Here is a 25,757-nt window from a genome sequence, read left to right as displayed (position 1 = left end):
AAAAAGTAAGCTGCAAAGCAAAAATTCGTTCTGGATATACTTTATTTTAAAATGAAATAAAGAATGCTATACTAACGATGGAAACGTCAGAAAAGCTGTATGTAAATTACTTGGTTGTGGATTCCAATTTGTTGTATACTATAAGCCTATAAATAAGCTTGGGATACTTGGGATTGGATGGGATGATGATGCAGCTTCATGCAATTGAAGAGCGAATTAACGGTCGTAAACATAAGGAAATTTATGATTGGATACGACGTCAGGATACGATTTCCAAAATAGATTTATTAGAGCACAGTCAAATGACCGGAAGCACCTTAACCCGGACATTGGAGGAGCTGACCGATCAAGGCTGGCTGCTCGAAGCAGGCTTTGGGGAATCCACCGGGGGCCGGAGGCCGATCCTATATCAAACCAATCCAACAGCAGGCTATGTGTTTGGTCTTGATATTTCAAGAATGATCTCCAAATTAGTTCTGTGTGACCTTCATATGAACAAGCTGGATAGCAGCAGCTGGACGATGGATGAAACCATGACACCTGAGCTTCTGCTTGATCAAATTGCCAAGACCGCATCCGCCATGCTGCTTAAACACGACATTGCTGCAGCCTCTGTGCTGGGTATGGGGATTGGGGCTGTGGGTCCGTTGGACCGATTCTCGGGGGTTATTCTCGAAACGCTGTATTTTCCGGCTGAAGGCTGGCAGGATGTGCAGATCAGCAGCTATTTGCAGGCGCAGCTTGGATTTCCTGTCAGGCTGGATAATGGAGCCAACATGGCTATTATCGGTGAATCGTGGTCAGACCGTAATCGGGATTATCGGCATCTGCTGTATGTCCATCTGGGTGTCGGTATTCGCTCGGCCATGATGTCTAACGGTAAAGTTGTATACGGCGCTGTTGATATGGAGGGCTCTATCGGCCAAATGATTATTCAGACCGATGGTCCCCGACTGGGTAAGCGTGGGAACTATGGGGCTCTGGAAACCTTTGCTTCCATACATGCCTTGGAGCAGCAAGCACAATCACGTTTAAAGCAAGGTCGGGAAAGCTCGTTACGCAGGCTTGAATCCGATCCTGAGGCTATCGGCTTTACTCATTTAGCACAAGCCTTGCAGGAACAGGACCCGTTAACTGTGGAAATATTCACGCAATCAGCGACTTATTTTGGGATTGGCTTGTCCAATCTGCTCAATATTTTGCATCCTGAAAAGGTCATTTTGGGTGGATCGCTGGTCAGCAGTCATCCAAGCTTTTTTCATACGGCAACCCGGGTGGCTATCCAAAATACATATCATTATCCAACGTATCAGGTTGTTTTTAGTCAAGGCCATCTGGGTGAGGAAGCCATCGTTACAGGGGCGGCCATATCCGTGATCAACCAATTAACTGACATCTGATGCAGTGATTAACAACCAAGGAGGACATATCCTATGAATGAACCTAAGAAGCCATCCTGCTGCTCAACGAGCCGATCGGATGGAGAAACGAACTCAGTCTCAAATTCACCTGATGCGCACATCAGCTCGGCAGCCTCCTCCACACCGTCCCAACCGGACAATTCTGAAGCCAGGCATAACAGCCCTGTCGGGTTTGAATCCATGGTGTACTTGCCAGGAGGCGAGTTTATGATGGGTACAGACGACCGGGAAGGCTTCCCTGACGATGGAGAGGGCCCTGTACGCGCTGTTACTATTCAGCCCTTTTACATCGATCCCTATGCAGTTACAAACGCTGAGTTCGGCGAATTTATTCGCTCTACCGGCTACAGGACTGAAGCGGAGCAGTTTGGCTGGTCTTTCGTATTTCATTTGTTCGTATCTCCTGAAACCGCTGCTAAAGTGAAGCATGTCGTACAGCGGACACCTTGGTGGTGGAATGTGGAAGGCGCCGATTGGGCGCACCCCGAGGGTCCCGATTCAACTGTTGAAGACCGACTGGATCATCCAGCGATACATATTTCGTGGAACGATGCTGTCGCCTACTGCCGCTGGGCTGGCAAGCGACTGCCTACCGAAGCAGAATGGGAATATGCAGCCCGCGGAGGATTGGTCCAAAAACGTTATCCATGGGGCGATCTGCTGAAGCCTGGAAGTGAGCATCTGTGCAATATTTGGCAGGGTAAATTCCCCGACAAAAATAACTGCAGCGACGGTTATGCCGGCACAGCACCTGTACATGCGTTTCCTCCTAATGGTTACGGACTCTACAATGTATCCGGCAATGTCTGGGAATGGTGCGGTGATTGGTTCAGTCCTACATGGCACCTGACTGGCACGAGGGTGAATCCTAAAGGGCCACAGCAGGGAACAAATCGTGTCATGAGAGGCGGCTCGTATTTATGCCACAAATCGTATTGTAACCGTTACCGCGTAGCTGCACGCAGCTCCAATACTCCTGATAGCTCAAGCGGCAACATGGGCTTCCGCTGTGCTGCCGATGGACAATCCGTTTACTCTAAGTGAAAAAGGGTAATCTATAGGGTAGGAGGGATTCGTGCCGTATGGAACTTTTTCTGATTGTTTTGCTGCTTCTTGCTTTAATTGGCGTATCGATGATTCTCAATCGTTTTGTGCCATTCATCCCTGTTCCGTTAATTCAGGTAGCTCTGGGTTCCCTCGTAGCTGTTTTTCCATGGGGTGTTCATTTTACCTTGAATCCCGAACTGTTTTTTGTATTATTCGTTGCTCCACTGCTGTTTAATGATGGAAAGCGAGTCCCGCGTGAGGAACTATGGAATCTGCGAGCCCCCATTTTATTGCTGTCCCTCGGACTTGTATTTGCAACCGTGTTTGTTGGCGGCTACGTGATTCACTGGCTGCTTCCGGCAATCCCGTTATCCGCAGCATTTGCTTTGGCAGCGATCTTATCACCGACGGATGCGGTGGCGGTAGGGGCCTTATCAGGCAAAATCCGAATGCCTTCAAAAATAACCCATCTTCTTGAAGGCGAAGCCTTAATGAATGATGCTTCCGGACTGGTAGCTTTCAAGTTTGCGGTAGCAGCAACGGTCAGCGGTGTATTCTCACTACCTGAAGCGACAGCAAGCTTCTTCCTGATCTCCATTGGCGGGCTGCTATGCGGCTGTCTCCTGTCACTGCTCATTATTCGCATACGTGTATTTCTTCGTCATCTCGGCATGGAAGATACTACCATACATATGCTGATCCAAATTTTGACCCCGTTCCTGATCTATTTGGCAGCCGAGGAATTAGGCTTGTCCGGCATACTTGCCGCTGTAGCGGGCGGAATCATTCATGCGATTGAACGGGATCGTTCCGAATCCTCTCTGATGGAATTAAAAATTGTATCGGTCAGTACCTGGAGCATGATTCTGTTTATTTTAAATGGTTTGGTTTTTCTCATTCTTGGTCTGCAAATTCCGAATGTGGCCGAAATTGTCATCAAGGACTTAACTATCAGCAATGTTCAGATGCTTATCTATATTCTGTTAATATCACTTACGCTAGTCGCACTTCGGTTTGTTTGGGTATATGGCTTTTGGCGAGCGGAATCATCTTTCAGCAAAAAAGAGCACATCGGGAAGCCGCAGCTCCGTCCTGCTCTGCTCATAGCGATATCCGGTGTCAGGGGAACGATCACCTTGGCAGGAGCTTTCTCGATTCCCTTATTTTTGGACGACGGAACCGCCTTTCCTGAACGCAATGTGATTATTTTTCTGGCCGCAGGCGTTATCCTTATCTCGCTTATAACTGCAAGTGTGCTGCTGCCCCTGCTTTCAGACAAACCTGATACAGGCAAGGAACGCGATAAGCAGCGTTTGGAGCAGGATGCCAAAATCCAATTATTGGAAGAAAGCATACATATCGTCAAAGAAGAAATTAACGAGGAAAATAAGGATGCAGCTTTGTCGCTCATCTCGGATTACAACAAGCATATCCAGCAAATTCGCAGCGATGGACTGGCAAGCCAAATCCAATTCCGTAAGATGGAGCGTGAAATTCGGTTGATCGCCTTGAATGCGGAGCGACATGAAGTCAAGCGTTTGGTAGATGAAGGTACGCTTAACCAGGAGGCTGCTTATACAATAAGCCTGCTTTTGAACCGTTCGGAAATGCTTGTAACCCGTCGCTTGCAATATGTTCTCAGACTGTTTCTAGTTATGGTGAAGCGATGGATCTGGAAGTTATTTGGTGGGGGCAGAAAACCGTCACAAGCCCTTCCCATCGAACAGTTTGAAATCCTAAAAGCTGCCAAGCTGTTAACTTCGAAAGCCGCCATCACCGCCATCCAAAATCATATCAATACCGTTAACAGAGATGCAGCGCAAGAGGTTATTTCGAACTACAGACAAGGTATGCAAAAATTAAATAGTATTTTCAAACCCGCGCCTTCCTACGAAGATTTTAAAAAGCATAAAAAAGAACTGCAATTCAAGGCGATTCAGTTGAATCGCAATCATATTCAGAGCATGTTTCAAAAAGGCGAAATCAATCGTGGCCTTGCTACTCAGCTGCGACAGTTCGTCAGCTTCCTGGAGGTTTCTATATTGGTTGATGAGGAGATTGGGTGAAGGTGATTGCGTTGAGTACGTGTTGCTACGCGGCCGAGGTGTTCCTCCGATCGCTGTTGTTCCCAGAGATTTTGATTGAATAAAATATTTATCGGTAAAATTCCGGGAACAAAGGCGAGCGCTCCGCTTCTGCAGAACACCTCGGCCGCTGCGCCCATACTTCATCGCAATCTAGAGAAGAAGTATACATTAAAAAAGGAAGAAGCCTGTTACATGAACTCGTAACAGGCTTCTTCCTTTTACACTAGAAATCATTTATTTAGAACGAATTAGGCTGTCGAAGCCTCGTCATCCTTAACATCCCCGTGCAGCTCCTGAAACAGCTGGACGAACTTGGCATGCTTGCGCAGCGATTTTTCATGAATCAGGTTCAGCTTGCCATTGTCCAATTGACCAAAGCGCTCGATAAGCTCTTCATTGTCCTGCGACCAATCGAAGCCGTCAAATACGCGCAGACATGTAGTCCAGTTCTTCACATATTTGCCTTCCTGGAACAGATATCCATTTGCATACAATGCGATACTTTCCTGCATAGCACGACTGGACGAGCTGTATTGCGGCAGTCCTGGTTGCTCCGGCATTAGCGGAAGCAGTGTGGTGAAGAACTGGTGCAAAATCTCGATATAGGTAGACGGATCTTGACGAATTTTACGGGCCAACTCGTAAGAAGGCTGCATTTTACCTGTCAGCAGCATCGTTGCCGTGGAATACAACCAGCTGAAGGAAGTGAAATTTTTATTATAGGAGGTCAAATTCGCACGGCGCTCCACGCCAGCACCCTTCAGGAACACGTTATGATCGACGACCTGCTGAATAACCAGATTCAATGGATCGATACTGTCAAACGAATGACCCAGCTCCTTACTTACCAGCTGTACCTTCGAGTTAATGTCTCCGAACAGCTGCTTCTCTTCTTCTTCACTCAAACCAATATAGATTTGTACGGCGAGCTCGCTCTCCAGCAATTCCAGCCGACGACGTTCTATTTGCTCGACAAGACCTTGCTGCTGCTCCAAATCCAAAGTAATTTCCTCGTTGTCGGGATTACGGCGTTGTTTGATACGAAGAGCAGTAATCTTTCTTTCATGACTGCGCACTTCTTTGATCATTTGTTCATTCACATATCCAAGGGCAAGAATCCGATGCTGTCCATCCAAAATGCTCAGTTTGGAACCAGGACGCAGGTATAGCCCGTTATCTGCCTTAGCCAGCGAGCTAACCTCACGCAACGACAAGGTGACAGGACCAAAAAACACACGGTCCAAATCTCTTTCCTGCAAATAATTAGCTATCTTTCTCCGCTGTCCCCCGCTCAGCTTCCGCTGTACCATGGGATCAATCGATGTGTAGTTCAGTATATCTTGAACCTGTATTGCAACCGTCGCGAGTCCAAAGTTCTCACAGAACGGGAAAATCGTCATATTCAAGCACAATCCATCCATTACATTGCATCCTCCTTAGCTTTATCCAACAGCTCATCCTCGCGGATCAGAAATAAGTGATGCTCCTGATAAAAGTCTTTAATGTATTGGTAAGCCTTCATAATACGTGAACGTCTTGGCAATCTGTCCTTCTCATCACCCACAAAAATAGCGTTCCAATCAATATGAGGCAATATTTTCATCGCATACTCCAGCGCATAACGGTTAAAGCTTCCCGTCTTGGTTGCTTCACCATGGAACACCATAGCCATCGCGATTTGCATATTTTCCGTCCAACACAGCTCACCCTTTTCAGGCTCTGGCAAATAACGAAGCAATGCATCAAAATAAAAAGAAGCCAGCTTCTGCAAATCCTCAATGTCCTTCGGTTGGAAATAATATCCGTTGTTACGTGCTGCCGATTTCAATCGACCTTCAAATAAACCTACCAAAATTTCAACAAGCAAATGATAAGAGAACAAAAACTCCGGTCCTTTGCCGCGTTCAGTAAACATATCTACTGAAATCCGTTTCATCGCAGGGTCCTGCTCGGCAATTTGAGTAGCCAGAACGTGATAGAATCTACGCTGCTCTCTCAATACAGCCAGATTACCGCCGATTTTACGTGGAAGCTTGTTAATATCAGAGAAAAGCTGACGTTCCTGACGCGCATTAATATCGAGATAAATCATCGTTGACATCGGGAACGAATACAGCTTGCTCAGCTTCTCGGAAATTTCCTCCATACGGTCATATTCGCGGCGATCCTTCGCACGAGTCATGTTGCTTTGCAATGTTTCCATTAAACGACGGAAAGCGGCCAGACGATGCTGCCCATCTACCACATACAGCTTTTCAATTGCTTGTAAGCGGTAAACCTTATTCTCGGCATCATATTCTCCAGCACCTCTAGCAGAAAGAATAATACCCGGAAAATAAATTCCTTGCTTGTGCTCCAGAAAGAGCATGATATAGTCAATTAGCTTTGACAAATTTTGGGGTACCAACGAACGTTGAACCTCCAAATCTACTTCGTATATGGAAAACAGCTTGCTCATCGGTAATGTCGTAGTTAGCGTAGTCTGACCAAATGTCCTCGATGCTGCACCGGGTATCTCGATATACGAGGACGTCTTTTGCCCTGCCAAAAGCTCTGACAGAGATGAAATCGTATCCATTCTTTTTCCTCCTTATAGTCAACCATTATCTTTGTAAGTATTTTACTATAAAACACTGATATAAGTACATTATACACTGAAAAATCACCAAACATTCAACTTTTGATAGAAAATTCCCGCATTTATGCCTGTTTTTATTATGATTTTAACCAAATTGACCATTTTGGACGCTTATTCACATCATTGGGATGTCAAATTAATGAAAAACCCTGTAAATTAATGCAAGATGGAAAGCACGGCTTCAAGCGACTGCGGCTCAATTCGCTGGATAAGATCACCATATTCCGCTAACCGCCGCTCAATTGTGTGCAGCGTGAAGTCCTCGATTCGGCAATTGTTTTGCAGCTCTTCCCATCTAAGGGGTGTGGATACTGTAGCCCATGCACGAGCCCTCGGTGTGTAAGGAGCTGACATCGTTTTACCCTGCCAGTGCTGCAGATAATCCACATATATTAAATTTCCGCGATTTTTCTTCAGTCGCTCTATCGTGAACAAGTCAGGATGCTTCTTAGTTAAATAATTACCCAAAAAATGCCCCACCAACCGCAATTGTTCAAAGGTATAACGTCCGTGCTGAATCGGGATTACGATTTGAATGCCGGTTGCCCCTGACGTTTTGGGGATGGATTCAATGCCCATCGTACCCAGAGCTTCACCAACCAAAAGCGCCGCGTGCATAATGCGGGGCTCGACCTCCACAGAAGGATCGAGATCCACGATCCATTCCGCTGGCAATTCATCGGTAGTATAGTGAAAGGATGAATGAAATTCAAGGCAAGCCAAATTGCCGAGCCAAATGAGGGTCGGCAAAGAGTCCAGATTGACATAGGTAATGCCCTGTAGGGTCGCTGTATGAACGAAGGAAGGAGTCGGTTTGGGAACCGCTTTTTGATAAAAGGATTTACCCTCAATACCGTTCGGAAAGCGGATTGTTGTCAGGTAACGATTCTTACAATAATGAAGCAAATAGGGAGCCAGAATGGTCAGCTTTTGCAAGTATTCCAGCTTGGTGATGCCAGCCCTTGGCCACAATACTTTTTCAGGGTTGGTGACCGTAATTTCATGCCCTTCTATAAGCACAGTACCTTTAATGGACGCTCCCACTTGGGTCCCCCTCTCCGCATATACTGCTGAAAATCATGATAGCACTTTAACTTTCCTTTTCGGCTTTTTATCTGTTTTTCCCTCGTCCTCAGAAGGCGTTTTGACTGCTTCCAGACTGGCTTGCAGGGCGGACATCAAATCGATGACATTGGTACGCTGCTGTTCCGGCGCTATCTTCACCTCTTCACCAGCGATTTTGTGCTGGATCGCATCCAACAAGGCGGCACGGTAATCATCTTTATACTTTTCAGGCTCAAAAGGGGATGTCAGCTGTTCAATAAGCATCTTGGCCATCGTTAACTCTTTATCATTCACTTGAATTTGTTCAGGCAAATTAGGAATCTGGGCGATGGAGCGAATCTCATCGGGATAGTAAATAGTTTCCATAACTAAACAACGGTCAATTACACGTATGCAGGATAAGCTGCTTTTAGAGCGGATGGATACCTTGGCTATCGCGATTTTACCTGTTTGGCGGAGCGATTCCAGCAGCAAATTGTATGCATTAGCTCCCGTATCACCAGGGGATAAATAATAGGTTTTTTGAAAATAGATCGGGTCGATTTCATCCAACGCGACAAAATCCAGAATTTTGATTTCCTTATTCACTTCGCCATTCAGACTGTCCAGCTCATCTTTTTCAAACAACACAAACCTTCCCGATTCGTACTCATAACCACGAGCAATTTCTTCCCATTCCACCTCTATATCGCATGTCGGACATTTACGCACGTAAGAAAGAGGTGTCGAGCATGTCTTATGGATATATCGCATGGAAATCGATTTATCCTCTGTAGCGGTAAACATCTTCACAGGCACATTAACGAGTCCAAAGCTGATCGAGCCTTTCCATAATGTCTGCATGGTGGTCCCTCCTTGATCTAATTGCCTTTAGTATGCGTTCCTTTCACTTTAACTATGAACTCCGGGACTGAAAACAGGATTCATGAAACGACTTCACATCGGAGATAATGGTAACGTAATGCATTTCAATACAGTCGGAGGATTATGATGATCATGACACCCGTTGTTCCATTTGAACCCATATCGACCGATACAATTCCTCAGGGAGATTCATGGATTGCACAAATCAAATGGGACGGGGTTCGTATGCTCACCTACTCGAATGGCTTGGAGGTAAAGCTCTATAATCGCAAACTTAACGATCGCACCCCGCAATATCCTGAGCTGTTGACGATTTCATCCTACTGCGATGCACACTCAGTCATTCTGGATGGGGAAATCATTGCATTTGATCATAACAAACCGTCGTTTCACGAAATCATGAAAAGAGATCAAACTCGTAAAGCAAACCGCATCGAATACATTCAAAAACAGGTCCCTGTCGTCTATATGATATTTGATATCCTTTTTTTAAATGGCGAATGGGTTACACACAAAGCTCTACAGGAGCGACAGCAAATTTTAACGAACCTTATTGTACAAAATGACCTCATTCAGCTGGTACAAAATCATTCTGATCCACAGCAATTGTTTGAGGTTGTCAAAGCTCATAATCTGGAAGGAATTGTATGCAAAGACCTTAACAGCACCTATACCCTGGACGGCAAGGACCAAAGATGGCAGAAGAAGAAGAACTATAAGGATGTGATTGCTGTCGTGGGGGGTGTAGCCTTGCGCTCTGGTGTCGTGAACTCCTTGCTGCTTGGATTGTACAATGAGCATAAGCTTGTCTATATCGGGCATGCAGGGGCTGGCAGGTTGTCCAACAACGAATGGCTTCAATTTGCGGATTTGATACAATCGCTTATCCAAACGGAGCGCCCTTTTATCAATAAGCCGGAACGGAGTCATGAGGCGATATGGATCCAGCCTGTTATTACTGTAAAAATTCAATTTATGGATTGGACCCCTCAATTCATTTTAAGACAACCGAGCATCCAATCCTTTGTTACAGTACCACCTGAGGAATGTACGTTTGAAGCGGAATGAGGAGATTAAGATGATCTATGTTGGCTGTCATGTCCGTACACGGGGGGGATATTTGCAAGCGGCCAAAATGGCGTATCAAATCGGAGCGTCCTCCTTTCAATATTTCCCCAAAAACCCAAGAAATCTTGCCATCAAGTCCTTCAATCTACACGATGCCGAGGCTTGTGCAAGATTCTGCGAAGAGAAAGGCGTGCTTTCTATTGGCCATGCTCCTTATCCATTAAATCTGGCTGTTGAAGAGGATATGAGCGAAGTGATGCTGAAGGCGATTCTTAACGGATTGGACATTACCAATAGCTGCGGTTCGATAGGCTTGGTCGTGCATTTTGGAAAATACCGCGGAGCAGACCCTTTGCAAGGCTATAAAAATATTATATCTTTGCTCAACAGGACACTGCGGCACTGGCATGGAAAAGCTTACATTTTGTTAGAAAACCGAGCCGGAGAAGGCTCGCGAATGGGCACAATGCTGGAGGAACTGGTACAGATCAGGAATCTGTCGGATTATCCGGATAAAATCGGCTTTTGTCTGGACACCTGTCATGCATTTGCGAGTGGTTTATGGACTGGAAATAACTGGAATGACTTAACGCAGAAAGGAACGGAGCTTGGATATTTTGATCATTTAAAGGCTGTTCACTTAAATGATTCGATGTATGCTTCGGGTTTAAGGCGTGATCGACACAGCAATATCGGTAAGGGGCACATCGGTGAAGCACCGATCAAACAGCTCTTGCATGCTTCTGTCCTGCAAGGTTTGCCAGTCGTATTGGAAACGCCGACTCAAAACGGCTCGCATCAATTGGAAATTTCTTACGTTCATTCACTTCTGAATTAAACGCAGCCATGGCCTACGACAGAATAATTCAATCCGTGACAGTTGTCCATCACAATAAAGTTGATAAAAATAGAGGCTATCCTTCAGCCATTGTCATGGTTCTGGGATAGCCTCGTAATCGTGGTGTGCTTCTAGTAGCCTTATTTCCCTGATGCTTCCAAACGAGTTTGCGCGAAACGCCAATTGATAGAGTCATAGGAAGGTAGTTCCCCGTCTGGCCCTGTCAGTTTTCCGTTGAATTCACCGTCCGCGTTTTGAGTTACGGTCGCTGTCCACCATCCGCACTCGCCTTTCTCGTAATTGAAGGTTTCACCGTCATCATCGTATAGCAGACCTTCCCCTGGCTCGTTGCCAAAATGTACGAGCTCTAGTGCAACCCGAGTTCCTGCGTGCGGAACATGCGGTAAGTCCGGCATCATTGGAATGACCGATCCGCTTCTGACAAATACCGGAATTTGCTCCAAGCTGGCATGTATCCGGATAACTCGTCCGCCCGTATAACGTTCACCTGTCTCCAGTCCATACCAGATTCCAGACGGGAGAAGGACATCCCTCTCCCATTCTCCTTCGACGAGTGGAGCTACCAGCAGGGCATCACCGACCATAAACTGGTCATCCCACTCCCTAGCTTTTTTCTTGCCGTAAGCACCGTCTGTCGTATTCAGGATAGATGGCTCGGCATCAGGTCCGCCAGCTTCTGCTTGTGCAATCTCAGCAGCAGATATGACAAATGGCATCGCTCGGAAAGGCGGTATCCCCTGCTCACGGTATAGGGCAAAATTGGAATACAGATAAGGCAGCAGTTTCATCCGCAGCTTGATATAATGACGAATAATTCCCTCTACTTCCGGGTAAGACCACGGCTTCGTACCGTCGCCCCAGGCATTAAGCATCGCTAGTGATGAGAAGCATACCGTTTGCATCCGTCTAACCCAGTCCTCCGCATTACGGGCTCTACGCACCTCGGGTGTCCACAGCAGCCCACTGAAAGAGGAATTACAAACCGCACGAATAAACTGCTTATGGTCATACAGGTCCGAATAGAGTACATAAGGCATCGTTGAAGCTGCCCCATTGGAAGCTCTGACAAGTCCATACGTTCTCTGATTACGGCTATGGTACAGATCGTAAGTCATTTTTTGAAACATCAGGCCATATATTTGCCTCATCTGTTCACCATCCATACCGGAAGGAAACTTGGCGTGTCCAGGGAACATCCAGGAATTGTTCGTCAGCTCGCTGCCATCACATTCATCCAGCTTATAACCGGATACACCGATCTGAACATGCTGCTCATCGTGTTGAGTTTTATACAGCTGCTGTGCTTCAGGCAAGGAGTAGTCCGGCGCAAGTCCACCCCAAACCGTATGACTGCCTGAAAGCGGCTGCAGCTTCGAATGGAGTTCGGTTTCCGGCGATACAAAAGGGTGCTCCCACAGGTTCACGTGAAAACCGTTAAGCTTAAGCTGTTGGACAAATCGCTCCGGCTCGGGAAACCTAGATTTCTCCCATTTATAAGTAACCGGATAGCTATGGCTATGCCAACCAGGTTCAAGCCCTATCACATCGCAGGGAATATCGTGCTCACGAAACTGTCGGGCCTCCTCCATTACCTCTTCCTCGTTAAACATCGTTGGGACACGATGCCAGAAGCCAAGCCCCCACTTGGGCGGAAGCACGCCGCCACCGCAATATAAGTTGTATCTGGATACAACATCTGAGAGAGTCGGACCACCAAATACATACACGTCAGCACCTTCAACTGGAATTTGGATTTCCACTCGTGAAGCAATTGGTGTAGCTTTCCAGCCCTTATCCATGTTGCGGTTGCGGATCTCTGAACGGTCTGTATCCTCCTGCTTCAGGGTAGAGCCGCAATGGATCGTTACGATCCGTGATGTATCCACCCACACACCGTAGCCCAGATCACTCACGTAAAAAGGCACGGGAGCATGTGTTTCGCCTGTATCCTGCTTGGGATCACTGTTAACGCGCAAATAACGTGTTCTTCCCCGCAGATTCATTCTTAATAATTGAAGCCCCGCACCATACAGCTTCTCCGTTTGGTTAAGTGGAAAAGACAGAATATGTCCGCTTCTTGCTTCCTCAAGCTGAATGCTCTCCCAGGCAAATGGCGGTTGAACCTCCGGCTTCTGGCTCAAAACATCCGTTCTAGGTGAAACTCCCATCCAGGTAAGTGGTGTGATCGCTTGTGGATCTCCAATCGTGAGGCGCCATACGCCTGGTGCCGCTTCTTCCCATGCTTGCATCTTCATGTGAATCCCCCGCCTTCTCAATAATAAGTGCTTTTATAGTAATGGAACCTTGATGGCAGTCGTTGTGCCGGTCTCACTGGCCAGCTTCGCGAAGTGCACAAGTGCTTGGGTTTTCAAGTAATCGATGCCGCTCGTTTCGGCTTCACGTCCCTGCTGCAGCGATGCGATAAATTCGGCCAATGTATCGGTTTCGTCAATACCGCTCAAGTCATCAACGATAGTGCTCTTACCGTCCTTGATCATCCTGATTTCCTTGTTGGTTAATTCAAGGGCGCCTTCGGTTCCCTCAATCCGCCAATTGCCCCACCATGAGGTTTCTGTACCTCTTGCAGCTATGGAGGCGTTATAAGTCGCTATCAAGCCACCCTCGAGTTCGAGCAAGGCATAGGTATTGAGGACAGCGCCTTCCTCTTTCCAGCCACCTATCGGATTGTACAGCCTGGCTTGCACCGAAACACCTTCTCTTCCGCTAAAATAACGGAGCATATCAAAGTGGTGAACACCGATATCATCCAGAACACTGACCGTATATTTGCGCTCCACTTGATGAAACCGCTGGAACTGCACATCCAGAGTGGAAATGCTTCCAATGGCACCATCATCAAGAAGCTGCTTCATTTTGCGAATAAAAGGGAGCCTGCGGTAATTTTCTGCGATCATGAATGGAATATGTTCTCTCGCCGCACGAGATACAATTTCAATCGATTCTTCATAATCAAAAGAAATCGGTTTCTCGCACAAAACAGCAAGCTTTCGGTCAAAGGCTGCGTTATTCACTCGCGTGTGGATCATTGGCGAAGTCACATTAACCAGAAAATCCGCCTGTTCGTTCAGAAGAGCTTCCTCCAAGGAAGTGTAAAAAGGAAACGGATCATCGTTCATCTTCTCTTTCATCACTGGATCAACCTCAACGACCGCAGCCAATAATCCTTGATCTCTAAGCCGCTTGTACCAACCGAAGCCTGCAGCTCCCAAACCAACCAATATTGCTCTCATCGTTTCCCAAAACCTCCTATGTCTGATACGGAAACCGGAAGCTTTTGAATGCATGCCTCGATTTTCCTTTATTGCTGATTTTTGTGATGCTTTGGACCGGCGTGGCACCATACGGTTACAATCGGATCGTCCTCACTTGAAATCAGATGGTGATCTTCGCCGGGTTCTATAATCACGATATCCCCGGTGGTAACAGGAATGAGGTTGCCATTGAGCTCCATCATTCCGCTACCTTGCATAATAACAAAGGCTTCAGAGTCCCCGTGTACATGATAATCCCTACCATCCGGACCGTCATGAGTATGGCTTCGTTCCCCCCTCGCCGAGAAAGCAAGACCCCCTGAAGACAAATACGCTCCCGGCATAACATCCTGCAAAATGTGGCCGCTCCCGATATCCCGTAAATCGCTTATACGCAGCTTTTTCATTGGTTATTCCTCCCATATGTATTAAATCTTGATCTTTTTCCAGGCGCCTCGTTGAAATCTCCAGTAAATGAGCATGGAGCGTACAAATTGATCAATAGCTATCGCTATATATAAACCGATGATTCCCCATCCAAAGCCGTAAACCAATAAATAACTAAGTACAACCCTCACGCCCCATACGCCTATTAAAGTAGAGACCAGAGGAAACCGCGTATCACCTGCTCCTCTAAGCCCACCACCCAGAACGAATTGGGATATTTGCGAGATTTGGATAAGACCTATGATTCGCAGTGCCCAGGTACCCTCAAGGATTATCGCTTGATCGCCGGTATATAAGCTCAGAATATTCGGAGCCAACAATACAAATGAAGCCCCCATCACTCCACCAATCCACATGCCGTATTTTCGAATTTGCCATACATACATTTCGGCAAGCTCGATATTTCGCACACCCAGGGTCTGGCCGACTAGTGTAGAGGCAGCGACGGCAAAAGCAAATCCAGGCATAAACGACATCCCGATTATACTTGTCACAAGCTGGTTGGCAGCCAGTGAAACCGTTCCCAAACCTGCACAAATCTTAACGACTGTCATGATCCCAAGACGCATGATTAATTGCTCGATACTAGACGGGATACCGATTTTTAGCATACGAGCCATGACGCTTTTATGAACCTGCGTGACATCCTCCCATCTAATTCGCACTGCAAATCTTCCGCTAAACATAACCACGACCAAGCAAATCAGGGTTAAAGCCTGGGCAAATAGAGTAGCGAACGCCGCTCCAGTTACCCCCATTTCCGGAAATCCAAGCTGGCCATAAATAAGTACAAATGCCAGAGCAATGGACAATACGCCCGAAAACACATTAATCTTCATCGGGGTTTGCGTATCCCCCGCCCCGCGTAAAATGGCAGAAAGCGTTGAGGAAATGGAAGAAAAGCCTATAGAAAGAAAAATTATCCTTGCATAAGGCAATCCGTATTGAATCACTTCTTCATTAGCTCCCATGACACGCAGCAGCACATCCGAATAAAGAAACGTAAATGAAACCACGATTACAGACAATATCGAGCCGAACAGCAGGGATTGTCCCGCCGCGCAGTTGGCTTCCTCCCTATTTCCCGCTCCTGAGGAACGGGCCACGATTACGGTTGTGCCTGTATTTAAGGCCGCAAACAAAACCATCATCAACATATACGGTTGGCTTGTCAAACCCACTGTCGCCACGGCAGCAGCTCCCAAACGTCCTACCAGAATCATTAGCAGCATTTGTGTGACATTGAGCAGCAGCATCTCCGCCAAGGAAGGCCCTGCCAGTCTGAAAATCATTTGACGAATGGCTTTCTTATTGTGCGGATCGATCAGCACAGAGTCATTTAGAGGCTTCAGTGATGGTTCAGCGCCGCCTTCAAGCTTCTTTCCCGAAATCATGTCTGGCACCCCTTACATACAAAGCTAGCCTCGTATGTCTATTATAAAGAATAGTTTCACGATCCGGGATGGCAAAACTTTAACGGGGTTGTGTTTTTTTATCATCTCTCTATGAATCTATGCTATGAAGTATTTCCTACTAGTATATCATCTGACGGCATGTTACTATATATGCAAAATCCGCTGTAATCTTCCATCCACTATAGAAGGAGTCGATAGAGGTGCACAAACAATCTAATGCTCTATCATCTGAGGTATTGGCTTATCTAGATCGAATTGGGTACAACGGCCCGATGGATACAAGTCTGACTATGCTGTCCCAGCTTCAGGAGTGTCATCTTCATACGGTGCCTTATGAAAATTTGGATATTGTGAACCATCTCCCCCTTTCACTTGCGATTCCTGATCTGTATGACAAAATCGTAGTTCGTCATCGCGGTGGCTACTGTTTTGAGCTTAATGCACTGTTTGGATGGCTATTACGCGAGCTTGGCTATTCCGTGACCGATTACTTTGCCCGTTTCTGGCGTGATGAACCGAATGAGCCGCCCAAACGCAGACACCATGTCCTTCAGGTAGATGTTGCGGAAAGTCGCTATCTATGCGATGTAGGGGTAGGTGGAGCCGTTCCGTGCCGACCGATCCAAATGACAGAAAATTTGGAGCATCAGCAAGGTGATGAGTGTTATCAGCTGCAACGTGATGCGTATTATGGCTGGGAGCTGTGCGAACAAAAAGGCGATCAATGGAGACGGATCTATACGTTCACTGAAGAACCCCAGCTGCCCAAGGATTACCTGATGGCATCATATTGGTGCGAGAACGCCCCTGATTCTCCCTTCACCAAGGAAGCAAAAGCCGCCATGCGTACAGCAGCTGGCCGTCATACACTAGCAGGATCAGAATTTCGCAGTTTTTCTGAAAACGGCGTTCACATATACATACCGCAAACACAAGAAGAGTATGCGAAGGCATTGCAAACCTATTTTGGAATAGTAATCACATAGCAAGGTTAAAGGACTTCTGATGTGCTTGGGATGGTCAAAATTCAAAAAATCCCCCTACAACAGCTTCTCTTAGAATAGCTTTAGATTTTGGTGTCATACTATAATGTTGTCACTCAAAAATGTGGAGGCTATTACATGAACATTCAAAGAGCACAAGAAATCATCGCTTCACCTACCATGGTTAACGTGACCTATCAGGGGGATCAGATCTATATTCAAAACGTTGATGAACAGACGGAAATGGCTAGAATCTATACGCTGGACGAGCCAGAGAAGGAATGTACGGTCCCTCTGCACAATTTAATTGAACAATAGAAACATACAAAAAGTCGTCTCCGCTGCGGGGGCGACTTTTTTAGAACCGAATGTATAAACCAGTAAGCTATAGAATTCATAAAGAAAAGAGTGCGTTTGTTGAGAAGGTTAGAGGAAACTGCCGGAATCTTAAAAAAGTATCCTGATGCGGCTAAAGAACTTCACGCTATTGCCCGTCGCGAAGGCGAATAAGACCGTATTGATGATTGAGATGCAGTTGCGGAAGGAACTCGGCAAATAGGCTATAGGGCCGGGGAGCTAAGACCCTATTTTCATCAGTCGTTTGGACGAAAGACATTCGAAATAATTAGATAGACAACACCAGTTACTTTGGATTGTCTGCTGCCGATTTTTAGCTTTAAAGTTTCGAGAAAACAGCCCGGTTTGCGAGAAATGGCAGACGAAGTAATGAGTATTGGGTGAAACTACTTCAGCTATAGTTTCGGATACAGAATGGTTGATCTATTCGGTTGCTGCTTCCTAGATTATGCCCAGCACCAATGATACAATAACAGATAGTCTGGCTGCGCCGAGGCCGTATTGGGAGGCATTATTGGTGGAAATCACATTGGTAGATTCAGTTGCACAATTAGCCCAGTGTCTTGAGATTCGAAATCAAGTTTTTATCGAGGAACAGAAGGTCCCACAGGAGCTGGAAAACGATGAGTACGATGCATCACCAGATGCTTGTGACCATATATTATTGACGTATAACGGAGAGCCGGCAGGAACAGGACGCTGGATAGCCTATAACCAACAGACGGCCAAAATCCAACGCGTCGCTGTGTTATCCGAATTTCGTGGTAAGGGACTCGGCAAGGTATTGCTTCTTGGACTGGAAAAGCACGCGAAATTGGCAGGGTATACATGGTGTATATTGGACAGTCAATGTCATGCCGAGTCGTTTTATTCGCAGCTTGGATATAACACGGTTTCAGAGCAACCCTTTGAAGACGCTGGTATCATGCACGTCCGTATGCAAAAAAAGATTGGATAATTGTCCAATCTTTTTTCTGTTAGTGCACAGAAATATAATGCATAGGTTATGACGTATTATTGAATAGGAAATCCTAATAGCTTTGCGATTTTGCCAACCAGTTCTTGCTGTGAAATCATCATTTGGTGAATTTCGTCATATCGTTTGTTGTGCGCTTCTTCATTTTTGATGCCTTGCTCAACAATTTCAGTTAGTTTTTCTGTAAGTGTCTGTATCTCGCTGCGCAAATCCGTCACTTCTCCAGACACATCGTCATACCGTTTGTTCAGCGATTCTGTTGTGGATATTAATTCCTTTTTGATATCCTGCTCTACGATTTCGGTTACATTTTTTATGAGTGTCTTTATCTCGCTGCGCAGTTCTGTAACTTCTTCAGACACATCGTCATACCGCGTATTTAACGATTCTGCTGCGGTCAATAATTCCTTTTGGATATTCTGCTCTACAATTTCCGTTACAGTTTCTGTGAGTGTCTTTATCTCGCTGCGCAGTTCTGTGACTTCTTCAGAAACGCTCTCAGAACGTATGGTAAGTGTCTGCATCACATTGCCTAGTGCTGTTAGATGAACAGACACACCATCATATCGCGTGTCCTGAGATTCTGCGACGGCAATTAATTCACTTTTGATGTCTTGCTCAACAATTTCAGTTACGTTTTCGGTTAGTGTCTGCATTACATTGCGAAGTTCTGCGACTTCTTCTGACACTCCATCATATCGTGTATTCAGTAAATCAATCTTGGAAGTAATTTCATTTGTAACATCCTGTTGTAAAACTTCATTTATTTTCCCTGTGAGTGCTTGGATAATATTACGCAGCTCAATTACTTCTTTATTTAACTGAACGTTTGAGTTATCTATAATTGGCGACAACAGCGTGCTAGACGCTATAGTAACCTTTTGAACCAAATCCTGTAAATGGTCTTTAACATCCTTGGGTTGTCTGTTAGCTGCTAATTTTTGTTTAAGTATCTCGACAACATTTCGTAATTCCGTCGTTTCCTTACTCAACTGTATGTCGAGGTTAGGAATATTTGGCATTTCAGCGGCTTCAGGCGTTTCGCTTTCATTAATCTCGGTAACAGCCTGTTGGCGTATTTCCTGTAAATGTTCTTTTATCTGCTTAATTGATTTATTGGCATCCCTCATCTTGGAGATGATCTCGAAAATATTCAGTGCTTCTTCTGTGTATCTGAGAGAACCATTCATAACGACAGTCGGAAAATATTCGCGATATTGGTTTGACCAACCAGTAACAGCAGTACGCGTTTTCCCAAGTTTATTGGCGATCTCAGAAAGCTTATAAGTTTTTTTCATTGTATGCTTCTTCGTCCTTTCTTCTTCAAATAATTTTTGTCGGTCCATTAGCCTATAGCTGTTTCATTTTATTCAGGACACTATATAAATGACAATAAAAGAGGAAAATAACATCTGGGACTCCTATCCAAACCAAAGAGCCCTCTCTGGCTTATTCCCCTAAAGGAAAAAGCGCATTAGAAGGCTTTACAGGATCAGACAGTGTGAATCGAAACCGGTAAACCGATCAAATTGTGATTTCCCCAAGCTTGATCAGCTCAACTACTGCTTGTGAACGACCTTTTACATTTAGTTTTTGCATGACATTCGTAATGTGGTTTCTTTTTATGTTGAGTACCATTAGAATATCTTTAAATCTTATTTTGTTAAGTTGATTAAGTAATAACAGTCTCTGACAAAAGTAGGTTAAATTCAGTTCTTCTGATACATCTGGTTTATTAAGATAATGCAAAAAAGAATACAAACTTTGTCCTCTTTTATCTATTAACCCCGCTGGAGTCAATTCCTCAAAATCAGTAATATTTTTCGTTGCAGAATAATACAGAATGTTAATTCCTCTATTTTTATAATAATTAACTCAATTAAATCTAGTGAGGATTTTGAATCAATATTCAAAAAATATGCCGGTTGAAAATCCTTCTTGAGAATATCTATAACCCACTGGAAAATTAGCTTAATATCTATATCATTTATTGAGTAACCTACAAACAATACTACATGTGTGAATAATAAGGCTTTTATGTAATTTTCAATAAGCCTAAATTTAGTGGAATATGATAGATAGTCATCTTCTTTTAAAACAATATTCTTATTAATTAAATCACCCTGCATTTTTATAATCACATTATTGTTTAATGTATAAGGTAGGTCTTCGTCTTTAGAAACAACATCATAAAATATTCCTTTTTTCCCTTGCAGAATCTTTTATAAGTTCATCATAATTAGTTGTAATAAAATGAACAGGCTTCATTTCTATTAGTTTTGAATGGATTGGATTAGATTTTACAGACATATTAAATACTTTATTTATCAAATCGTAATATTCTTTATGACCTCTAGCATTATAATAATACTGGGGGATTTTCAAGTAATCATCTTGATTAAGACCTGCTGTTTCTACGCCAATAGCCTCAGCCAATTTTGCAACTAAGCTCCACCAGGAAGGTAAACCAGAATTTGTTGAAACTCCAGAACCTACAAAGATAATTAACTTATTATTTTCCATTGCATGTTTAATGCTTCTTTTGCTTTCTTTTATAAATGCCTCCATAGCATCCCACTCCAGAATTTGTTACTCTATTTACATCCAAAAAACCATTTAATATAACTCTATTGATTTCATTTTTTTGCACAATATCATTAATCTAACCGATTTTTCTTAACATATTCATCGAAATCCTTACTCCTATCCTCTGTCAGTTGCCTTCGATTGTATTTTTCATACTCACTTATCGCCAGCTTTTCAGCTACCTCTTGGGAGATGCTTCCTGCATTTATCAAAATCTCTCGTTCATTAAATCTTAGGAAAGAGTTCAGCTTCTCGATCCAGTCCTTCATATACATCGGAGATTGCCGCTCAGCCTGATCTTCCGCATAATCAAGGTACATGGTCACAATCCGATTCAATGACTGTATTTCCTTCTCCGTCAGATAATTCTTCGATACTGTAATATCGCCTTTACGTACCTTGTCGCCCTTCCATGTCGTCAATCCCATGTTATCCTTATCGGCGCTTACACGTTTTACTATAAGCTCCTCCGCGGTTTGACCGTGTATAGCAAAATGCAGTTTGTTCTGAACCGTAGCGAAGAATTCCTTGGACAAATTCACCTGAGGGTCATAATCAACGGAAAGTGCATAGATGTCCGTAATTTTGCGATAGAATCTTTTCTCTGACGCTCTGATGTCGCGGATACGCTGGAGCAGCTCGTCAAAATAGTCTTGTCCGAAATTCCGCATTTCCTTCAAGCGCTCATCATCCATCGTAAAGCCTTTGACGAGATATTCATTTAATCTTTCTGTCGCCCAGCGTCTAAATTGCGTGCCTCTGTGGGAACGAACACGGTATCCGATAGCTATGATCATTTCAAGATTATAGTGCTTTACATTTCGTTTAATTTCTCTTAAACCCTCGAATTGAACTTGTAAGTATTCCTTACAAGTTGAATCTTGGATTAGCTCATCTTCTTCGTAAATGTGTTTGATGTGGAGCGTAATGTTCTGGGCTGTCGTCTGGTATAAATCTGCAATCGCCTTTTGTGTCATCCATACTGTTCCATTTTCTAGCTTCACATCGATCTTTGTATTCCCATCTTCCGTCTGATATATTAAAATATCTGTACGATTGTCCATAACACCAACTCCCATTTTCAATAACTTTCCATAGCATCATATGTTCCCATTTTATCATATTCGTTTCATACTTGCTTATAAAAAAAGTACCCATAAGGCTTAGATTTACCCATAGACATAGAGTACTTCCACTCGTCATTCTTTCACAATCTCCAACACAAAACTTAATCGTATCAAGGCATTGAGTTACTTCTTAATGGTTGTATTTCAAACCACATTACATTGAATATATGATTACGCACCGTTCTCTCGCTAATAAACAGCTGCTGCGCGATATCCTTAGTTGTTTTGTCCTGCACTAACAGCTCGAAAACTTCACGTTCACGATTGGTTAACAAAAACTTACTCAATCATTACTCTGTAACCTTCTTACTCGGTTGATTAAAAGTATATTTTGGAATCAACTTTACGATCATGTCTTTTAAGAACTTGTCACGTCGAAGATATCATCTGGATCAAACTAAAGTGGAGAGCAAATATCGGCAAGAGCCCCAGTATTACGAAAGATAATTTGAAAGAACACGATATTGAAATTAAGTTAAATTAACATAAAGAGCTCCTCTTTTCTTTAAGATCGAGGGCTTTGCAGTGTATTTGGCTAGCGTACTAAAATCATTATACATTCATAAGTCGTTCTCTTGAAAGCCATGTAAAACCAAAGAGCCCTCTCTGGCTTATTCCCCTAAAGGAAAAAGCGCATTAGAAGGCTTTACAGGATCAGACAGTGTGAATCGAAACCGGTAAACCGATCAAATCGTGATTTCCCCAAGCTTGATCAGCTCAACTACTGCTTGTGAACGACCTTTTACATTTAGTTTTTGCATGACATTGGATATATGATTACGCACCGTTTTCTCGCTAATAAACAGCTGCTGCGCGATATCCTTGGTTGTTTTGTCCTGCACTAACAGTTCGAAAACTTCGCGTTCACGATTGGTTAACAAAAACTTACTTTTGTGGTCGCTGCCCTTCAAAGTGTCACCCCTCCTTGCTTGGGTTTTTGTATCATTACAAGGTGTAGGGATACAGTCAAGTTAGTTTATGAAGTACAGCAATTAATGGTGCAGTGGCGCGGAAAAATGGGCTTACCGTTTGCTTCATCGTTACTATCGCGGGAAACTCACATCCAATGTATAGGCACCTAACCCCAATATAGGCTTCTTGCTTACATGAACAAGCGTGTAGAAAAGTAAAAAGGACCTTCGGCATGACATCACCGATAAGCCCTGAATAAAGCTGAACCATACTCCATACTTAACCCATACTTTTACAATACATATCTCATACAGCACACAGCCGCTTTAATACAACCCATACTTACGGCAGCAGTGAATCAATTCTTTAGTTTAGATTCCACCTTGCTTTTGCAGCTCAGTCAGCTTGGTGACATCTCTGGTGGTAATTGCATCTACCCCCATCTGGATAAAGCTCTGCATGGCCTCCGAATCGTTAACAGTGTATACCCATACCGCAAGACCAGAGGCATGAGCAAGCTCCACAATTTCTTGACGGCATGTTGCATAATCCATATTCAAACCATAATAAGAACGGAGCACGGCTTCCTCGCATTCTTTAGCCGCATATAACGAATAGTTGTCACTCTCTTCGGGAGTGAATTTCTTTGGCGTGTTGAACACAACCTGAATATCATGATGACGGTTAGTAATATTCTCACTACAGCCTGTAATATAAACTCGATCAACCATGTTGTATTGCCTCACCAGTTGTATGACAGGCTCAATCGTATCCACAGTCTTAATATCCAAATTTAATTGGATATCATACTGCTTGGCAATTTCAAGGATCTCCGTCAGCTTTACAATTTCATAATTTTCATATACAGAGCTGAGCTTCGTTCTGATTTCATATTGATTCAACTGCTCGTAGGTACATTCACGTAGATAGGGGGAATCGTCATGCAGTAAAATGACAGTACCGTCTCCTGCTACTCGTAAATCAACCTCTACAATATCCGCACCCGATTGAATTCCTTCCATAAAGGACTCCATGGTATTGTCCGGCGCATTTCCGCACCCTGTATGTGCAGCAATTTTTGGAAACGGCGGTTTCTCCATCTTCATTCCCTCCAACGATTATTTGTGATGTGCAAAATAGATTGGGTTCGTAAAAGCAATCATCGTGATGCAGTTATGAAAAGCTCCATGAAGCTCTGCCCGGAGCCAAATGAGCTCCTTAATCTCAACCCAACAGGAAGCTGTTGCAGCGTTCCGTGATACATTAAGCTCGGCAATCTGTCCTTTATTGCTCATAAGTACAACTCTGAGCTCCTGATCAGCCAGCTGCCAATGCTCTTCCCTTGCGGTAAAGTCTACCTCAACCTGCACCTGTGCGGTATCGGCAGCCCCGTTCACTCTTACTTCTTCCCCGATACCGAATACAGGATCTGACGGGTCTAATTGAATCGTGCATAGCAGCAAGGGTCCCATCGTTACACTGATTGAACCGTTTCTGAGCGCATCGACAGCTGCATTTTCCAAATCCGTATGTTCTGGAGCCAAAGCTCCGCTGTTTGCCAAGTTCAAATAGGTAACAGCAATTGGTTCCGTTACTTTCTTGGAGGATACATGCCAGTCTCGTCCACATACCCCGGATATCCGATATCCCTGGTTTAACATGTCTGTCCACAGCTGGAAGGCTCTTTGGTTGCTGTTCATAATCGAAGGGAAGGTATAGGACCAGACCTCAATATAATCGATGTCCTTCCAATCGGTTATTTCATATTCCCAGTAGCAGCCCGTGCATAGAGGACTTCCAACCCGGAACGGATGAGCAATGCCGACGACTCCGCCTTGTCGATGGACTCTTTCAATTCCTCTATGAATATCCTTAACGCCGAGATCTCTCCAATCTACATAGTTAACAATGCCAATCGCCAGCATATGCCCGAAGAACGTGGTCCACTCCATGCCACGTATGATTGACAGCTCCGTTTCCGACTGGATCTGCTCCCTCTCCAAGAGAGGTGACATCGTGTTGTGATCGGTCATAGCAATTCCAAACAAACCAAGCTCCTTGGCGCTGTTCGCAAGCTCGCGCAGTGAATGCTCGCCATCACTGTGAAACGTATGGGTGTGGAGCTCATAAGGAAGCCATTGTTTCATGAAGCATCCTCACCTTCCCATACCCGCAGCTCAAAGCTGCACACTTCGGTAACGAGCGCGTGTAAGCTTAGTGTAATTGACCAATTCCCTTCAATCAATAGTCCCGGCATAAGACCTGGGGAAGCCGAACCGGCAGCCAGAAACAAATGCTGCTCTGAATCATGCCTGTGACATGCCCCTCTGAAACCGTTCGGATCGTCGACGGAAACTGTAATTAAATTTTTCAATGGAAGAAATCTAGTCCAGCTGTCCTCCATAATCGGATCGTTACCGTCATTGTATTTCCGCAAGCTATGTTCGATGATCTCCTTGGATAAAGCATCGTTGTCCAGCGTTTTGGGAGAATAGTTAAAATCTATGTTCAGCTTGCTGCATGAATCGGAAACGGCAAATGAATACGTGATATGAGTCTGAGTCTGGGCAATCGCCAGCTTCTCCTCAACTTCAAGTAATAGATTCATAATTCCACCTTTGTTTGTGCTTTAT

At 44.5% G+C, this 25,757-nt stretch carries 26 protein-coding genes; 8 read left to right on the top strand and 18 right to left on the bottom strand.

Annotated features, from left to right (window positions below):
* Window positions 1-188 precede the first annotated feature (188 nt).
* From NST47_RS10055 to NST47_RS10045, 3 genes are read left to right on the top strand one after another with little or no spacing between them, the layout of a single operon-like run.
* Window positions 189-1,400, top strand: a complete 1,212-nt coding sequence (locus tag NST47_RS10055; RefSeq protein ID WP_341155015.1) for an ROK family protein — start codon at window positions 189-191, stop codon at window positions 1,398-1,400.
* Window positions 1,401-1,433: 33 nt separating this feature from the next.
* On the top strand, window positions 1,434-2,465 hold the full coding sequence (locus NST47_RS10050; RefSeq protein WP_341155014.1) for a formylglycine-generating enzyme family protein: 1,032 nt from the start codon (window positions 1,434-1,436) through the stop codon (window positions 2,463-2,465).
* A gap of 38 nt (window positions 2,466-2,503) precedes the next feature.
* Entirely contained in the window at window positions 2,504-4,534 is a 2,031-nt protein-coding gene (locus NST47_RS10045) for a Na+/H+ antiporter (RefSeq protein ID WP_341155013.1), read from the top strand.
* 269 nt (window positions 4,535-4,803) lie between these two features.
* On the opposite strand, the gene NST47_RS10040 is transcribed toward NST47_RS10045, so the two are convergent.
* From NST47_RS10040 to ku, 4 genes are all read right to left on the bottom strand, one after another.
* On the bottom strand, window positions 4,804-5,976 hold the full coding sequence (locus NST47_RS10040; RefSeq protein WP_341155012.1) for a DNA sulfur modification protein DndB: 1,173 nt from the start codon (window positions 5,974-5,976) through the stop codon (window positions 4,804-4,806).
* Window positions 5,976-7,133: a DGQHR domain-containing protein gene (locus NST47_RS10035; protein ID WP_341155011.1), complete on the bottom strand. Its 1,158-nt coding sequence runs from the start codon at window positions 7,131-7,133 to the stop codon at window positions 5,976-5,978. The genes NST47_RS10040 and NST47_RS10035 overlap by 1 nt, the downstream gene beginning before the upstream one ends.
* 216 nt (window positions 7,134-7,349) lie before the next feature.
* Window positions 7,350-8,237 carry a non-homologous end-joining DNA ligase gene (gene ligD, locus NST47_RS10030; RefSeq protein WP_341155010.1) on the bottom strand — a complete coding sequence of 296 codons (888 nt, stop codon included), beginning with the start codon at window positions 8,235-8,237 and terminating at the stop codon, window positions 7,350-7,352.
* 33 nt (window positions 8,238-8,270) lie between these two features.
* Window positions 8,271-9,101 carry a non-homologous end joining protein Ku gene (gene ku, locus NST47_RS10025; protein WP_341155009.1) on the bottom strand — a complete coding sequence of 277 codons (831 nt, stop codon included), beginning with the start codon at window positions 9,099-9,101 and terminating at the stop codon, window positions 8,271-8,273.
* A 147-nt stretch (window positions 9,102-9,248) separates the two neighbouring features.
* On the opposite strand from ku, the gene NST47_RS10020 reads away from it, so the two are divergent.
* Together NST47_RS10020 and NST47_RS10015 are read left to right on the top strand one after the other, a co-directional pair.
* Window positions 9,249-10,190 carry an ATP-dependent DNA ligase gene (locus NST47_RS10020; RefSeq protein ID WP_341155008.1) on the top strand — a complete coding sequence of 314 codons (942 nt, stop codon included), beginning with the start codon at window positions 9,249-9,251 and terminating at the stop codon, window positions 10,188-10,190.
* A 13-nt stretch (window positions 10,191-10,203) separates the two neighbouring features.
* Window positions 10,204-11,028 carry a deoxyribonuclease IV gene (locus NST47_RS10015; RefSeq protein ID WP_445667454.1) on the top strand — a complete coding sequence of 275 codons (825 nt, stop codon included), beginning with the start codon at window positions 10,204-10,206 and terminating at the stop codon, window positions 11,026-11,028.
* 140 nt (window positions 11,029-11,168) lie between these two features.
* On the opposite strand, the gene NST47_RS10010 is transcribed toward NST47_RS10015, so the two are convergent.
* From NST47_RS10010 to NST47_RS09995, 4 genes are all read right to left on the bottom strand, one after another.
* The gene (locus tag NST47_RS10010) at window positions 11,169-13,304 is read right to left on the bottom strand and encodes a TIM-barrel domain-containing protein (protein WP_341155006.1); all 2,136 of its coding nucleotides are present in this window, start codon (window positions 13,302-13,304) and stop codon (window positions 11,169-11,171) included.
* A 33-nt stretch (window positions 13,305-13,337) separates the two neighbouring features.
* Window positions 13,338-14,300 (bottom strand): Gfo/Idh/MocA family protein, encoded by a 963-nt coding sequence (locus tag NST47_RS10005; protein ID WP_341155005.1) that lies wholly within the window; start codon window positions 14,298-14,300, stop codon window positions 13,338-13,340.
* Window positions 14,301-14,368: 68 nt separating this feature from the next.
* Window positions 14,369-14,728, bottom strand: coding sequence for a cupin domain-containing protein (locus NST47_RS10000; protein WP_341155004.1), 360 nt, complete (start codon window positions 14,726-14,728; stop codon window positions 14,369-14,371).
* A 21-nt stretch (window positions 14,729-14,749) separates the two neighbouring features.
* Complete coding sequence (locus tag NST47_RS09995; RefSeq protein WP_341155003.1) at window positions 14,750-16,162, bottom strand: MATE family efflux transporter; 1,413 nt, start codon at window positions 16,160-16,162, stop codon at window positions 14,750-14,752.
* Window positions 16,163-16,383: 221 nt separating this feature from the next.
* On the opposite strand from NST47_RS09995, the gene NST47_RS09990 reads away from it, so the two are divergent.
* The 3 genes from NST47_RS09990 (at window position 16,384) to NST47_RS09980 (ending at window position 18,481) form a co-directional block, all read left to right on the top strand.
* Window positions 16,384-17,169, top strand: a complete 786-nt coding sequence (locus NST47_RS09990) for an arylamine N-acetyltransferase family protein (RefSeq protein ID WP_445667372.1) — start codon at window positions 16,384-16,386, stop codon at window positions 17,167-17,169.
* A 135-nt stretch (window positions 17,170-17,304) separates the two neighbouring features.
* Window positions 17,305-17,484: an H-type small acid-soluble spore protein gene (locus tag NST47_RS09985; RefSeq protein WP_240414432.1), complete on the top strand. Its 180-nt coding sequence runs from the start codon at window positions 17,305-17,307 to the stop codon at window positions 17,482-17,484.
* A gap of 487 nt (window positions 17,485-17,971) precedes the next feature.
* A complete protein-coding gene (locus NST47_RS09980; protein ID WP_341155002.1) occupies window positions 17,972-18,481 on the top strand; it encodes a GNAT family N-acetyltransferase in 510 nt (169 codons plus the stop codon).
* Window positions 18,482-18,537: 56 nt separating this feature from the next.
* Here the strand turns inward: NST47_RS09980 and NST47_RS09975 are convergent, their stop codons facing one another.
* The 10 genes from NST47_RS09975 to NST47_RS09935 form a co-directional block, all read right to left on the bottom strand.
* Window positions 18,538-19,845, bottom strand: a complete 1,308-nt coding sequence (locus tag NST47_RS09975) for a MerR family transcriptional regulator (RefSeq protein WP_341155001.1) — start codon at window positions 19,843-19,845, stop codon at window positions 18,538-18,540.
* 178 nt (window positions 19,846-20,023) lie between these two features.
* Complete coding sequence (locus NST47_RS37170) at window positions 20,024-20,185, bottom strand: LuxR C-terminal-related transcriptional regulator (protein ID WP_445667453.1); 162 nt, start codon at window positions 20,183-20,185, stop codon at window positions 20,024-20,026.
* Between the two features lie 110 nt (window positions 20,186-20,295).
* Window positions 20,296-20,697, bottom strand: a complete 402-nt coding sequence (locus NST47_RS37165) for an SIR2 family protein (protein ID WP_445667452.1) — start codon at window positions 20,695-20,697, stop codon at window positions 20,296-20,298.
* Window positions 20,687-21,067, bottom strand: a complete 381-nt coding sequence (locus tag NST47_RS09965; RefSeq protein WP_341155000.1) for a hypothetical protein — start codon at window positions 21,065-21,067, stop codon at window positions 20,687-20,689. Before NST47_RS09965 ends, NST47_RS37165 begins: the two co-directional genes overlap by 11 nt.
* Window positions 21,068-21,156: 89 nt before the next feature.
* A complete protein-coding gene (locus tag NST47_RS09960; RefSeq protein WP_341154999.1) occupies window positions 21,157-22,149 on the bottom strand; it encodes a virulence RhuM family protein in 993 nt (330 codons plus the stop codon).
* Window positions 22,150-22,322: 173 nt separating this feature from the next.
* Window positions 22,323-22,499, bottom strand: coding sequence for a helix-turn-helix transcriptional regulator (locus NST47_RS09955; protein ID WP_341154998.1), 177 nt, complete (start codon window positions 22,497-22,499; stop codon window positions 22,323-22,325).
* A 399-nt stretch (window positions 22,500-22,898) separates the two neighbouring features.
* Entirely contained in the window at window positions 22,899-23,123 is a 225-nt protein-coding gene (locus NST47_RS09950; RefSeq protein ID WP_076236846.1) for a helix-turn-helix domain-containing protein, read from the bottom strand.
* A 372-nt stretch (window positions 23,124-23,495) separates the two neighbouring features.
* Window positions 23,496-24,224 carry a glycerophosphodiester phosphodiesterase gene (locus tag NST47_RS09945; RefSeq protein WP_341154997.1) on the bottom strand — a complete coding sequence of 243 codons (729 nt, stop codon included), beginning with the start codon at window positions 24,222-24,224 and terminating at the stop codon, window positions 23,496-23,498.
* 18 nt (window positions 24,225-24,242) lie between these two features.
* Window positions 24,243-25,271 carry a CehA/McbA family metallohydrolase gene (locus NST47_RS09940; protein ID WP_341154996.1) on the bottom strand — a complete coding sequence of 343 codons (1,029 nt, stop codon included), beginning with the start codon at window positions 25,269-25,271 and terminating at the stop codon, window positions 24,243-24,245.
* The gene (locus tag NST47_RS09935) at window positions 25,268-25,732 is read right to left on the bottom strand and encodes a hypothetical protein (protein WP_341154995.1); all 465 of its coding nucleotides are present in this window, start codon (window positions 25,730-25,732) and stop codon (window positions 25,268-25,270) included. Before NST47_RS09935 ends, NST47_RS09940 begins: the two co-directional genes overlap by 4 nt.
* Between the last annotated feature and the right edge of the window lie 25 nt (window positions 25,733-25,757).

The organism is Paenibacillus sp. FSL H8-0034 (genome assembly GCF_038000305.1).
In the GTDB taxonomy this organism is placed as follows: Bacteria; Bacillota; Bacilli; order Paenibacillales; family NBRC-103111; genus Paenibacillus_S.
This window is presented reverse-complemented; position numbering and strand designations above follow the sequence as displayed.